Origin of the sequence: Pseudobutyrivibrio sp. 49, assembly GCF_900100545.1 — a bacterium.
Taxonomy (GTDB): Bacteria; Bacillota; Clostridia; order Lachnospirales; family Lachnospiraceae; genus Pseudobutyrivibrio.
The window spans coordinates 75,904-91,503 of sequence record NZ_FNDP01000002.1; the positions used below are offsets into that span (position 1 = coordinate 75,904).

The 15,600-nt window shown below is 33.8% G+C and carries 9 protein-coding genes; 1 reads left to right on the plus strand and 8 read right to left on the minus strand.

All coding sequences use genetic code 11. From position 1 onward, the window contains the following. Positions 1-6 precede the first annotated feature (6 nt). A complete protein-coding gene (locus tag BLP54_RS03715) occupies positions 7-1,791 on the minus strand; it encodes a glycosyltransferase family protein (RefSeq protein ID WP_090166909.1) in 1,785 nt (594 codons plus the stop codon). A gap of 230 nt (positions 1,792-2,021) precedes the next feature. Between BLP54_RS03715 and BLP54_RS03720 the strand changes: the two genes are divergently transcribed. Further along, positions 2,022-2,558, plus strand: coding sequence for a hypothetical protein (locus tag BLP54_RS03720; protein ID WP_090166911.1), 537 nt, complete (start codon positions 2,022-2,024; stop codon positions 2,556-2,558). A gap of 45 nt (positions 2,559-2,603) precedes the next feature. Here BLP54_RS03720 and BLP54_RS03725 read toward each other — a convergent pair whose 3' ends face one another. The 7 genes from BLP54_RS03725 to BLP54_RS03755 are packed head-to-tail and all read right to left on the minus strand — an operon-like array spanning position 2,604 to position 15,584. Continuing rightward, positions 2,604-4,112 carry a hypothetical protein gene (locus tag BLP54_RS03725; RefSeq protein WP_090166913.1) on the minus strand — a complete coding sequence of 503 codons (1,509 nt, stop codon included), beginning with the start codon at positions 4,110-4,112 and terminating at the stop codon, positions 2,604-2,606. Between the two features lies 1 nt (position 4,113). Continuing rightward, entirely contained in the window at positions 4,114-5,562 is a 1,449-nt protein-coding gene (locus tag BLP54_RS03730; RefSeq protein WP_090166915.1) for an MBOAT family O-acyltransferase, read from the minus strand. A gap of 15 nt (positions 5,563-5,577) precedes the next feature. After that, entirely contained in the window at positions 5,578-7,557 is a 1,980-nt protein-coding gene (locus BLP54_RS03735; protein WP_090166917.1) for a glycosyltransferase family protein, read from the minus strand. An 18-nt stretch (positions 7,558-7,575) separates the two neighbouring features. Further along, positions 7,576-9,270, minus strand: coding sequence for a DUF6044 family protein (locus tag BLP54_RS03740; RefSeq protein WP_090166919.1), 1,695 nt, complete (start codon positions 9,268-9,270; stop codon positions 7,576-7,578). Positions 9,271-9,278: 8 nt separating this feature from the next. Next, positions 9,279-12,758, minus strand: coding sequence for a hypothetical protein (locus BLP54_RS03745; protein WP_090166921.1), 3,480 nt, complete (start codon positions 12,756-12,758; stop codon positions 9,279-9,281). Between the two features lie 31 nt (positions 12,759-12,789). Continuing rightward, complete coding sequence (locus BLP54_RS03750) at positions 12,790-14,403, minus strand: hypothetical protein (protein WP_090166923.1); 1,614 nt, start codon at positions 14,401-14,403, stop codon at positions 12,790-12,792. A 17-nt stretch (positions 14,404-14,420) separates the two neighbouring features. Continuing rightward, positions 14,421-15,584: a hypothetical protein gene (locus tag BLP54_RS03755; protein WP_090166925.1), complete on the minus strand. Its 1,164-nt coding sequence runs from the start codon at positions 15,582-15,584 to the stop codon at positions 14,421-14,423. Between the last annotated feature and the right edge of the window lie 16 nt (positions 15,585-15,600).

Below are 15,600 nucleotides of genomic sequence, written 5' to 3' on the forward strand. Positions count from 1 at the left end.
TGGCATTTAAGGCATTAACCCATTTTCTTGTAATAATTTATAATAGTTCTCAGCACTATTTTTATAATCTTCCCTCTCACCTTTAATAATATTGATATCTCTTACACTCTCTCCTGTATATGGAATCTGGAATGTTTCAATATATGTATTATAGGTTTCATTATGCAATCCTAAACAATTAGATGCGTCAAGAACATATCCTGCCATATAAACCATCACTATCAGCATAGCATAGATTGCAACAGGCTTATTCGCTGCACTAACAACTCCAAGCCCCTTATCCATCAAAAGCTCAAATCCATTCATCGCATATGGGAACAACAGAATAAAATATGTAATAGTATACTGAGATTTGGTCTCCCAGAACAGAAGGAAGGTAAATCCACCCACAAAGCTCAGTAATAAAAATGACTTAAATACAAATGCTTTTTTATCCTCAAAAATAAGCCACAGGATTGTTCCTGTAAATATAATAATCTGGAAGAAATTAAATATCTTAGTAGCTACAGCATATCCCTTCACACTCATAAAAGCATCCAACCACTTAGGGAAGTTTACTCTGTGATTTCTTACCTGATTTATCCAGTAACTCTGGTAGGTTGGCTCAATCCATGTAGATGCAATCTTTCTTGAAAAGAATTCGTAAGCATTATGCTTGTCTCCGAAAAGATAATGTATTCTTTCAATCGTCCCTTCCTTTGCGGCCTTTTCTGATGCCGGACCATCACAATCATAGGCATAGTAAACTAACAATGGATACCCATTGTACCAGCCTGCAGTAGAACCATCTTCCTGAAGCCCCATTGCAATTAAAGCCCAAATACCTGTAGACTCTCTAAGTTCAATACCCATTTTTTTAGAAAGTACATTTTTAGGAAGGACGGCAAATACACCAATTGATAAACACATTGCCACCATCAAAACCAAAATCTTGTAGATTTTAGTTTTATCAATAGCCCCTTTAACTATAGCAAAAATGGCTAGTGCCACCAAGAATATAACAGCGCTACTCTTTACCATATAGGCAAAACCAATAGCAACTGCACATCTTACAATATAAATCCATTTCTTTGACTCAAAATAGTCTACCTCAGCATCAAAGGCAATCAATGCCAATGTCACATGCCAAATGTTTCCATATACAAAAGATGCATACATGATAAGAGGATAGAAAATAATACCACATGCCAATGTGCAGACCTGTGAAAAACGAGAACCGCCAAACTTATCCCAAGTCTCCACAATCTTTTTGTATATCAATGTGATACCAAGCACATTCAATAGCTGCATGAAAACAATATTGTAATCACCAACAATTATCGCTAGAACTCTCTCTACAGTAGCAATACCAATATTATGCGGCCATCTATCCAAATATCCATCAGCCTTCACAAAAGATGTATCACGAACTCCATACTTATAAGCACTTGATAATACATCAAGCTGATCAGAACCAGGTACATACTGAGTAATTAAAACCCACGCAACTCCTATGATTGTGATTACTCTTAACATAATCACTAGAAGTCTCTTGTAGAAATCATCATCGTTTAATTTCTCAACAAATCGATCAATTACCGATTTCTTCTTTAAAATAAGCAAAATGCCTATAAATACCACCAAAACAATAAGGTTTACTACAACATTATCCTTACAAAAGAATGTAATCTCACTATCATCGCTTGATATAAAGCAATCAAAAAACATGGTCATTGTCCAAATAAGCGATACAGAACCAACACCAAATATCAGAAGCATGATTCTATAAAATCTAGCTAAAACATTATTCATTATATTAATCTCCTTTTTGCAATATGCACCATATATGAAATGCCACATATATTTATAATCAGTGTACCATCTCTACATCTTAATTAATATTGATATATATTACAAGTGTTTGAAAATTTAGTGATTTCTCACCAATATCCATTGAAAAACCAACATCTTTAGACTATATTGAGAATTAGAGGATTATTTCCAACCAAATAAAATAAACTATAAGAAAGGTGAGGTTTTTTATGAAAAGATTTGTGAAATTTTTATCATTAGCTGTCGCCACAGCAATAGCCGTATCCGTATTTACGGTAAATAGTTATGCAATGTCTGCCCCAGCAGAAGCACAGCGCCGTGACCTTACAGCAGATGAGATTGCCTTACTCAAGACAATTTTTGTTGCAGATCAATACGGAAGATATTACCCAGATGTAGTTAAAGAATTAGGCAATAACCCAGATGTGCTTTTCAATCATTTTGTTACATTTGGTATTTGGGAACAGCGCCAGCCTTCAGTAGCTTTCAATGTAGATGCTTATGCCAGCAGAAATCTTGACCTTAGACCAATCTTTGGTGATGACATTATTGCTTACTACATGCACTATTGCACCACAAGAAATGAGTGGCCTAATAGAAAAACACCTACCAAGGAAAGCGCACTATGGAATAATGAAACTGTTTACAGTGTTTATGATTTTGTAAAAGGACAGACCGCTCCAAAGAAGGGGGCTATCCCAGTAATGACACCTAACAACCATCCAGGTGTTGTAATCGACCAATAATAAACCATCAAGCGCATCCCAAATTCGGGATGCGCTTTTTAAATCTTACCATCTAGTAATAGGCAATTCCTTGCTGCTAGTATCTACGTATATCTTATCAATTATCTTCTTATCATCATTATCATATACAATGATTTTAAAACCAGGAGTTGAACCTATTTCTGAATAGTTCAAATCTCCAAATTCAAAAGAATACAAATCATATAATGATGTATCAATCGAATACTTTAGGATAAGTCTTCCATCATGGAAGGAGTTTGAATAAGAATAATCCTTCACGCTGACTTTTTCTATAACATCCTTACCATCATTGATTCCGATGTAATGTGCACCTCGTTGCAAAGTTACAAAATCCGTCTTAAATCCTAATGACTGTAACTTTTTAGTAAGACTGCCACCTAAATATTGACCACGCTCATAAAATGGTGCAAACATAACCACACTGTACTTTGAATCATTTACTAAATCCAAATACTTATTTATATCCGTTGTTTTTGATAACAAAGTATTGTTAACCTTATGATTATATACTTCACGTGTCTTCTCAAAAGACGAATCTTTCCGAGGCGCCACTCCATATTTCTCGGCGATTACACCACCTATATATGAAGTCAATTTTTCTGCTCCAGAATAATCTACATGATTGTATCCATTACGCTTTGCATTATATTTTACCTCTTTATAAAGGGATTCTTCATTAAAATCATAGAAAGGTATGTTTTTGCTATCAGCATAATTCTTTACTGATTTATATCTTCCAATTGATTCACCATAAGGAACACAGGTCAAAATTAACTGTATTCCATTCTCTTCACAAAGATTCACTATTTTTTCAAGATACTCGTCTGTTACACGAACAATTGGCTCTTCTTCAGCATTAACGCTATCTTCGGCTTTAAAAGTAACATCTTTTTTTGAAGAATTAACTCCATCATGTACCGAATAGCCTTTAATTCCACCATGCTCTACCATCTCTGCCCTAGAAAAATCATCTTCCGAAAGATCTTTCCAACGCGTATGATATCTGATATTTGTAAAGATATAGCTTAATGCATCCTGTGTGGGATCATATCTTTGAATATCAAAAGCTGCCCTCACTTTCAATGGTGATAGCCTCATAAAATCCATGGCCTTTCTAGCAGATTCCTCTGAGCAGTTCATATCATTATATACATAGTCTTCCTTGTAATAATGAAAAGTGAAAGTCTCCAGCACTACCACTTTTGGAGACTGATATTTCAAAGCCTCTTCCAGCCAATAGTAGGATAATAATGCATTCTGCTGAGGACTGGCTAAATTGTAAGATGTTATACCATATTCATCGTATAACACCTGCGGGTTAAATGCGTTGATACAATGTGAGCTTCCCAGAAACAATACATCAACCGAATCTTTTTCCAATTCATAAAAATCTAGAAAAGTATTTGTAGTTGGCCATTCATTGTTAAAGTAGAACTTTGGTTTCATCACCCCGTTTACTGCTCCCACACAAATACAGAGCACTAAAACAAAGGCAACAAACTTTAATGCAAGCTTTATTCTAATTTTTTGCATATTAAAATCCCCCGTAAATAAAGTCTTGTGCATCAAACCCCCATCCGTAGGTGCCAAAAATCATAACTACTAAAATTGCACAGATATAAACAAACCAACGCGCAAGCATAGGCGATTTTAATACTGCGTCTCTAATTTTATAGCCCTTCTCTTGAGCAACACTTACACAGATTAAAACAACGATTCCTACAATAAGGATGTAAAATTCCTTCCATTCCAATCCCAGGCTATATAATGAATCATTGCTAAATATCCATGGATTGCGTACTGTAAACATTGATGCTATCATTCTCAATCCAGCCGTAAGGCTCTCCACTCTGAAGATAATCCATGCAAGCATTACCAAGAAAAAAGTAACCAATCTTTCCACATACACATAAACCCTACTTACATTATAAATTTTTAATACATCACTCAGCTTATCCCTAACTGGCTGCAACAATTCACCTATAACCTGATATAAACCATGGAGCAATCCCCAAAAAAGGAAATTAAAACCAGCGCCATGCCACACTCCACTTACAAAAAAAGTAATAAGTACATTAATATACTTCCTACCTATACCTTTTCGATTTCCTCCAAGTGGGATATAAATATAGTCCCTAAGCCAAGAGCTAAGAGATATGTGCCATCTTCGCCAAAAATCCTTTATAGAAGTAGCAAAATATGGATGATTAAAATTATCTACAAGCTCAATACCAAATAAAGCTGAAACTCCCTGAGCAAAGGTGGTACAAGATAAAAAATCAGCATACAACTGTAAACTGTATAAAACACCGCCAATCAAAACATAGGCGCCTTTGTATGTTTCATAATTATCAAAAATAGTATCTACTATTACCGCAGCCTTATCTGCCAAACATAGCTTTAAGAAAAAACCCCATATAATAAGCATAAATCCTTTGGTTATTTTCTCTTCGTCAAATCTATGTCCTTCATATAGCTGACCAGATAACTGTGAATATCTAGGTATTGGACCTTGTACTATCTGCGGAAAATAGCTTGCAAATAAAAGGAATTTTAAAAAATTCCTTTCATACTGAATAGTCCCTTTAAATACATCCACCGAATAGGAAATCAACTGCAAAGAGAAAAAAGAGATTCCAATAGGCGCTATCCACCATTCTGGCAAAGCTCGATGAGTGGTTATCCCCATAACAAAACCAGTATCTTTGATTACAAGCAGAGGTACTGCTGATGCGCATATGGCGCATATCAGCAATAACTTGCGATGCTTTTCTGATTCTCCAAGAAGCTTATTTATAATCCAAGTACAAAAAGCCATTGCAATCAAAATCAAAAGCTTTTTCTTTGAATACTCCGAAAGATAAAAATAAAATCCTAAGCTACCGACTAAAAGAACAATCCATCTATGTCTAATTGGCGTAACATAATACGCCAAGAATAAAACTGCTACTAAAACATAAAACCAAAAGGATATAAAAATCATTGCTAGTAAAAACTCCTATTCAAAAACGATTTCCCTAATGTTTGAATTTGCCAAACCATTATTAACTACCTCTAATCTATACACTGCCGTGCTATCAATAGATATCACAACCTCGTTTCCAGTTGGACTGAGCGGATAATTCTTATCTAAAGCTCCATCTTTATACACATTAAGGTATGCTCCATCCTTATCACATGAATAATTAAAGGTAACACACTTTCCTTCTTCTAATTCGAAGTACGCACTAGAAAGTATGATGCGTTCCTCACCTTGAATATCCTCAGGACTGGTATAAAGATAACCATTCTCATCAATACCACCTACATAATAATATTCAGGTGTAGTTGGTAAATCAACTGTTCTAACTCCATCCAACGCACCTGATATTCCGTCGTTTGGATTATGTTCAGCGAATAAAAGCACACAATCCTGAATCTGCCCAACCTGTTGGTAGGAATCAAGAATGTATTCTGGCAATCTATCCAAATCACTATTCCTACAAAGAATCATATTTCTATCAGAAAAAGTGGATTTATCCTTATCTGTATAGTAATAGTCGTAATTTTCTACTCCATTAACGGCTGTAATATAAAGCTCATAGGAATGATTTTTATCAATCAATCTCATTAACTCTGGCAGTTCACTGTAATCCACCATATACATATTATGAGCATCGTATTCATCCAAATAATTTATCAGTTCGCCACAATGCTCAACATCAATCATGTAATATTCAGCAAAATTCTCGTAGTAAGCATCTCTTCCATCAGTGATATTGTAAAAGCTGATGCATGCAAAGCATAATCCTAGCCCCACCACAATTACATTTTGAAATACAGCATAATACTGCTCCAAATATTTCTCTAGCTTAATCACACTCAATAAAAACAGAGCCATCATACCTATCAAATGATATCTAGGCGATGATGATGTCATAAACAAAATAAAGAAATTCCAAATGAACAAAGAAATCAGCATGCTCTCCAACATCTTCTTTGTATCAAATACGTCCTCGTCTGCTCTTAACTGAGGTACAGCAAATATCCTATTTGCATAAAGCAATCCCATAACAAGAAGAATGACTACTATCCACTTCATACAAGCCACTATACCACCTAAGGAAACAGCCTTTAAATCAGAAGCAAAAAATGGATTAATCAAAAAGAGAATATCCTGACAAACAAGCCTGAACTCTTCCAACGGAGCCTCTGTGCTTCGAATCACCATTGAACTACTATCAGGATCAATCTCGAATACCTTGCATAATACATTTCCTATTATCGTAATTCCGAATGTGCCAACTAGAATCCAAATTCTATACAAATCAATTCTTTTTTCTTTAATAAACTGAACCACCTGACACACAAACACCGGCACAATTCCACATATAAAAAGGTATGGTCCACTAGAAATACATGATATAAAATATAAAACAGCAAATAAAACTATCTCCGCTATATTTATCTTGCACTTGCGGTCTTCCTCACTAGTAGTCAAAGCACTAACCAGCAACACAGGAATAGCAACTTTATAAATATACTGACCACCGCAGAAAAACATCATGTTTGAGTGGACAAGCATACCATAATCATAAATGCACAAAACGGCTGCTATAGCAAGCAGCCTAAATGAATACCTAACATTTACCTTTGAAAGAATATGCCAAACTAACACTATTAAAAAGATAGTATTAATTACATTTGCCACAGCGAAAGACTTAAGCACATTACCAGTGAGCATATATAAAGGCAGTGCAATAAGTGCAGCGCAATCAAACTCTCCTGTGGTTATATAATCCCAGTTTTTTAAAAAGATTCTGTGATTATCTCCCATCTCAACAACATGCTTTGCAAGCTTTGCGTAGTCTTTGTCGATTAACAAATCTGACGGAGTGCTGAAATTAATTAATATAATTGCCAACACCTCGAAGGCCACAACCATCGTCATAAACAAAAATAATTTATCTATCTTTGTATCAATTCTAAACTTTTTCATAGTCTAGTCAGTTCCCTTTCATAACACTCTATACAGATACAACCCATAATAGCTATCTGTAAAGTGCTGCTCAAAATTCACTTTTTCCGTATCTACAATAAGCTGATATCGAGATATGACATACTCACATCCCATTTCTTTTAGTTTATCCCAATTGTAATCCAATTCAATAGGTTCGTCGCTGCTAATATCATAAAATTCTGCACCATACTCATTTGTAAATGCATAGCATCTATTTCCCCATTCCCAGAAATATGCCTCTAGATAAGGAGTATTAAGCTCTTCCGCTATAGCGTTTCCAAATCTTTCCTTATAGTGAACATCGTAATTATTAGAATATCCATCTAGGGTGTAGAATCCATTGTACTGTGCAGCTACTGGATGTATTCCTACAGAAATCACTCTATATTCTTCTGGATTTCTATCTATGTAATCTAATACATAAGAAAATCCTTTCTCATCATAAAATTTTCCCCATGTATTCTCGTTATGATCCGCCCTTACCACTGTATCTTTTAAGTTTTGAAGTAAATCCGAGTTCATAATATATACATTCCAACATGGAATAATTAATAATAGAATTATTATCCATCTATTTTTCAAAGTCTTCTTTAAGATAGACAACGTAAATCCTAAAATCATATACCATAAACATGGGTAAAACCAATAAAATCTATCAAATTGCATTGCTAGTAATGGTGTTCCAGCAAATAGTTTATTACGCAAATCTATTCCCATCTGGCAATGATAGAATGCATATAAAACAGCGATAATCACTATCATAAATACTATTGAAAATAACATTAGAATCATCATCCTAGCTGATTTTTCTATTGTTTTTTTCATTACTATTTTTCCAACCAACACTATAATCACTGTAATAAGCATAACCAAAATTATAGATTTTTGAGTACTTACAATATGATTATGTGGTTCTAATAACATTTGGGTAAAGCTATCTCCAAATGAACCGGGCCACAGTGTATACTGAGATTTGTGAGATACAAAACCATTATCACCTTTAAATATACTTACAAGCAGCTCTATGTTTGTGAGAATATAAATACAAAGTAACTCTATAAATATTATCCCGCCTCGAATCAAGCTATTCTTATTTTGCTCAATCGGATTTCGCAAATACAATATCATAAGTATGATATCATATAATATCAATCCACCTAGCACTGCATACCCAAATAACACTAAGGAGGAAAATAAACCATAAACTGCCACGAGAATATAAGGTAATAATTTACGTTCTCCCTTTTTGTATTTTAGCGCCAACCATACAAGCGGCACACCCACAGCAGTCAAACCATACACTGTAAATATTGGAAGCAAAACATATAATAGTGCTACAGCAAATGATATACCTTCTTCTATATCATATTCTTTAAGAAGAAAATATAATGCTAAAAATGCAATTATCCTTACAAAAAACATATTCGTAATAAAGGCATAGACTGGTGGAAGCATTGCATAAAACAGCAACGTTCCAAAAGATGCCACTGACACTTCCGCATTTCCATCCATAAACTGCGAAAAGTGAGTTTGAAATAATGTGTCTAATGACTGTGATCGAAGCATGTAATAAATAACTTCTCCATCTAATTGGTCAACATAATTTATTATTATCCCCTCGCCTTTTATCATGTATAAAACATATAGCGCCAGGAGAGCTACTACTCCTATAAGATATTTCTTTTTTATCATTATCACTCCTACTCTACTTCTCTTAGCTTAAGTAATCTTATTTCAGATAAACTTTCCAATGGCTCAGCTATTTTTTCTCCATCCTGCTCTACCCATATTGAAAGATTATCATGGCTGTGAAGCAACCATTTTGCTCCGGAGCCTAATGGTATCAACAACTTCCCCTCATTCATTTCGCAACGCATTCTGTGAGGTTCTTGATTATCATCCTGCCACTCTACCACCACAGCCATGCCTTTATTATACTTTCTCTTTAAAAGCATTTGCTGAAAAATAGATTTAATCTCACCAACTTCATCTCCACTATAATATGAATAATATTCGCCATCAGTTATATCTTCAAAATCGAGGTAAATATAATCAGCCTGGTCTCCAAAAATAGTTCTATCAAAAGAAAGTACCAAGTTACCATCATCTATTTCACTACCATACTTAGCGTCTAATTCAGTAAGTATGAATTCAAGACTATCAAGTGACTCTCCAAATGAATTTGGATGCAACCCTATATCAAAATCATCCGGTACAGTCGATATGCTCTTATTAATCTGTTGCACTTCATCGACAGATAAGCCATTTGTATTAGGGATAAAAACAGCCCTTTCAGGCGACCACACATATTCGCCTGATGTCATTAGCCAATGATAGAGATAATAGTTGCTTAGTGCATAATATGGTGAATAGTAAATATCCCCAGTACCGCCAACAATACTAGGATTTCTTTTTAAAACATCTATGCATTCCTTTGTTGCATCATATCCCTTGACAGCAGGACCATATTCTATATAAGAAACGGGGGTGACATCACATATATAATAATACCCATATACTGGAAAACTACCTAAATATGTGGTATCTTCAGGATCATTTTTTACAGAGTCATAGTTTTGACTTACAAGATTGTAAATATCTCTGTATTCAAATCCTGTACCCCATTTTCCCAGCCTGTCATTTGTAATATACATATAGCCATCTGGCACAGTAATATATGCATTGCAGGATGTATCGATATTATCCATTGCAATACCACCCCACATAGCTGGTATTACAACCGCAATACATATTGCTGTGATTTTAGCTTTACCTTCCAAATACTTGATTGCAAAGACGATAAGAAGTATACATACCGGAAGCATTAAAAATCTATTTCGGTTAAAAAGCGAACCTTGCTGTAATTTTACAATAGTATAAGAATAACCCACTATAAGAATAATCGGCAATACAGCCATTATACAGGCTTTAAAAAAATCCGTATTATTCTTACCAAACTTTCCTGCTTTCAAAACAAACGCATAGCATATCACTACAAATAAAGCTGGCACCACAAAAGCACTGGCAATATAAATTGTCATTCTTAATCCTGGATAATCTGTTAAGTAGTCCAATACTCCTTCAGGAACCTGCTGCGCAAATTTAACCATTCCATCTGCATAAATTGTTATGCTAGACATGTATCTAATATGTAACAAGGTATTCCATAGAAGCTTTATTGAAGCCACTACAGGCAACAATGTCACACTCCACCAAATCCAAAATGATTTTCTTTTTACATCGCTTTTAAATGTTCCATTTTTCCAATAAGAATAAATCTGCCATATAGCTAATGGCATAAACCCTATGCAGACTCCTGCTCCATACAAAGGATAATACAATCCGTGAAATAGACTTGTAAGAATCCATACCTTTAGCCATAAATTCTTGTTTTCAATAAGCCTGTCTGAAACTAATATCAAAACAATAGGTGCTATAAAAAGAGTTCGTGTATACGTACATATCGAGAACACCGTAGCAATGAGTAAAATATATTCTCGCTTAACATGACCTACCATTGTAATAACGAGCAATACCGCTACACATAACAAAAATATCTGATTTGAAATATTTAGATTGGATACTATTCCTTTTCCAAATAACTTAAAAAATGCTCCATTGACCACTGAATAGAAACCACTGGCTGCAATATAATCTTTGTATGGAATTAATCCCTTCTCAAATATCTGTGAAAAACCAATTACATCTTCAAATGAATGATGTAAATCAGTAGGCATCACTGCCCCTTTTTCTGTGAATACATTTAATGTAAAAATAGTAACAAGGGAACCTATAGAAATTGTTAACCCTTCGTAGCTTGTTCTTCTGGCTTTCCAGCATAATAATACTGCTTCCAATAACATCAGTACAATAACCACGCAAACAAATGCTGTCACCCTACGTGGAACATTTATTGTTATGTATTCGTAATTACGATAATACTGATTCTGCAAGAAAATCAGTAGCGAAAAAGGAATCCATAATTGAACGAAACTAGCAACTATATTGATATTACGAATTGAATATTTAAAAATATTGATTGCTACCACAATTAAGCCAGCAATAATTTCTAGAATCAACGAATTTATGTTTTGCCTTCCACCTGTAAAGACATATATTCTGTATAGAGCTATTTCGGCATAAACAAGAAGTACATACAAGCATAGTGACCGTAATACATTTTCAGCGTTTATCACATGAACAAATACAACCAATACCCCTGCAATAATCAATATCGTACTGACATCTGCACGCCATAGAAATCCTACTGCGGTAAGAACGACAAAAGATAATAACAGCACCCCATTCTTACCCAAAATTTTATCAGATAAAGAAGAGCCATTAACCAATTTATTCCTTACCCATAGATAATAAACAGATACAGCGACTATTCCTACCAAAATAAGTACATATAAAAGCGTTCTTTCTGGAGACTTATTAGTATTAGTCTGAGAAGTAAACTCATATACTAGGTCTGTATATTTCTGTGTGCCATTTCCATTAACAATCAGCCATACAATTGAAAATATAAAACAGCCAATCACTAAAGAAAACCAGAAAAACTTATCCAGGCACATAACAGAGCATGTTTTTTTCTTCACATTAGAAAATACAACAAAAACACTTTTTGAAATCAAGAATAATAAAACTGCCCATATAAAAGCTGTTATAAATGAGAAGCAATCCTTCAAAGAAGCAACGTCTGATTCAGGATTGATTATGATGTCATATATATTAAAAATATTTCCTACCTCGTCACCTAAATCAATCCTAATTCTAGAAGCATATCTACCTATTTCCAAAGTAGTATATGATTCTTCCCCATTAATTGGCTGTGTAATGCTGGATTCATCAGAAAACTGCTCATCACCGTCTACATAATACACCTGAAGATTCCACTCTTTTCCTACACCAACAATTTGATTAATCGCAATATTTTCTATATATGTTCTATCAAAATCTATAAAAAGCTGCGGATCAGAATCAATTGTCGTAACTATATTTCCAGCCACATTAACTCCCGAAAAACTCATGTCCTCTAAATAAAACCTTACAGAAGAATTCTGTGACTCATTCTGCCTGCTATATCTATAATTCGCCGCAATGTATTCACAGACAAATGCTACAATAAAACATAGAATTAATATAAATATATGTTTCGCTATTTTCTTGGAATCCATACAAAGGCAACTCCCCCTCATTATTTACTATTTAAAAGCTTCTTCTATCTATGCATATCAGCAACTTCCATGTTATATAAGTATATACCGATAAATAAAATGGCATATAATACATCCAGAAATAAGCAGGCGCAAGAATAAAATTTATAATTACTATACTTAATAGAACTATCCCAATAATAATTTCTTTATAATTCTTCTTCCAAACATCCCATGCAAATAACAAAAGTAATAGCACTGCTGGAATCAACGTGTTGTATAAAATACCATATAGTACATTCGTCTCGCTGTAATTTTCATTATTCCTACATGCGAGAATGGAAATAACTTTTGTTCTCACATCTCGATTGAGTAGTGGCTCTGACAAGTTAAAATGCTCTGTAAAAAAATGAGCAACTTCCTCATTAGTTATATATTCAAGTTCTAGAACCAATTTAGAACTTTCGGAGCCTGTGTGATTAATTACGTTTGCAATCATTCCATTAGTATATTTAAAAATATAATATCTGTTACCCCAAAATGTGTATGGATATGCCATACATATTTTGACCGCTGATTTTAACCAAGCCATCTGATCTTCATTAGAAATAGAAGGTAATCTCCAATAACTTCCTGGTAGATTTATTAGACATGTGCTCTGTAAGATATCCTCAACCGGTGTTATTGAATCGAGTTTTTCAAAATCCTCTCTAATAGCTTCATTTCCCAATATATCATCGTAGTTTTCATAAAGGACTGCACTCAAACCTGTAAACATACTGGTAAGCTTATAATTATTATGTGAATTACCCATTCTGACAGGAATGCTCAAAACAACATAGACAACTATCATTGTGGTAACAAAACTAATAAAAACTCGCTTATCAATCTTCTTCATAACTAAAGCAACTAAATCTACGACCACCAGTACAGCTACTATAAAACCATATTCCATTTTCCAAGTCATAAGTAAAACGCTTAAGCCCACAAGCAACATTTGTACTTTAGCTGAAAAGAAATTTCCTTCTTTGATATTTTTAGATGTATAGATGACCATAAAGCAAAGTACCCATGCCATTAAAGATGTACGAAGTGTAAATTGATTGTTATCTAATACAGGAAAAAGCAAAAATGGCGCCAGAATAAAATATGACAACCATTTCTTTGTGAGATTCTGATATATATAAATAAAAATATAAGAAGCTATTTCACCTATAATGAATATCTGTAGCAATGTAATCGAAAATAGATATGGCAATATCATCAAAGCACAAATGTAGAAAACACTGGTAATCCATGACTGTGCCCATACAATATCCATATTCATCAGTTTGGGAATCATATAGAATTCATCACCCTTAAATATGCCTGGCCAAACCAATAATAAAATGCATACATTAATTGCAAAATAAATCCAAAAGAAGCCTGCTCTCTTCTTTTGGATTTCTTCTCCAGTTATAAAATAATCAATTTCTGTTATAAATCTATACATTAAAAGACTGGAAACAATCAATGAGACAACGCGCATCATTCGATAAAAATAAAAGGTGTTATCACTATAGGTAAATATCCTGTGGACTTCATTTCTTTGTAAAATGAAATTTAAAAAGACAATGAGTACTGTGATAACAATTTGATTTATTTTTTTCGAATTAATTTTAGACACTTTTTTGTCGCCTCCCATTACTTTATAAAACTAAAACCGAGACCATCTTTATTATCAATAACTTTTTTTGTAAAAATCAAATATACAAAAACATATACTATAATTCCCGCTTTAGAAACCGCCCCATTATTAAACAAATACATTCCGTATGTTATTGTCGAAAGAATGCTTGAATATATGAACACGAAGCTATATCGAGGATTAATAACTGCAACCAACAGCAGTAACACATCCGCTGGATAAGAGTATCTTTCATGCATGCAAGGGAGGAATATATAACAAGTCAATAATGTCCAGGCAGCTAAACTATAGTATTTCTCCTTACTATCCATTGTGCAATTATTCTCTATTAACCAATATAGCATTACTCCAAATATTGCTATCGTAATTAAAATGGCACCTTTTGAAAGCGCATTATAATCATCACCAATTAGTACCCAGATGCTATTAGAATTTTTCACCATATTGATATCTGTTTTTGTTTGAGAAAAGTATATCTTAAAAGGTTCCAATATATTTCGACCTTTGATATATCCAACAATCCCTGACGCCCAAAATGCTAAGATTGTATAAGCAAAGTTTAAAATACTAAACTTTTTTTGCGTGATGTAAATAATAATGATAAATGGTAGAAAGAAAATAGTTTGAAACTTAAACGAGAAAGCTGCGCCCAACGCAATAAATGCATATGCCCATAATTCCTTTCGTAATAAGTACAAAAATAGAATGCAAAAAAAGACATAAATTGCATCACACTGCCCCCATATTGAGGAGTTAAGAAAGAATTCTGGAATTATCATTGCGAAGGAAAAAACTGCTATCCCCTTCATATCAATTACTTTTTCATTTACAATTTTAAGAAGTAAGAACGCAATTCCAAAGTCAAATATGCAAGACAACGCTTTGTATTGATAAACTGGGTCTATATTTATATAGTTCATCAAAGCAATTAACGTTTGATACAGTATATTATAATTACCAACCTGAGTACCTAGTCCGTTTATTCCACCATTCTGCTGTATTTCCTCATACCAAGGAAGTAAAAAATATCTCATGTCCGGTGAAACAAAATCTCTTCCTGCAAATCGAATAAAAAAACCTATAAAAGTCATAATGATAAGAAATAATGGTTTTCTATGCTCTTTTACATAATCAATTAATACTCTTTCTATCTTAGTCATCTTTTTCCTCTACTAT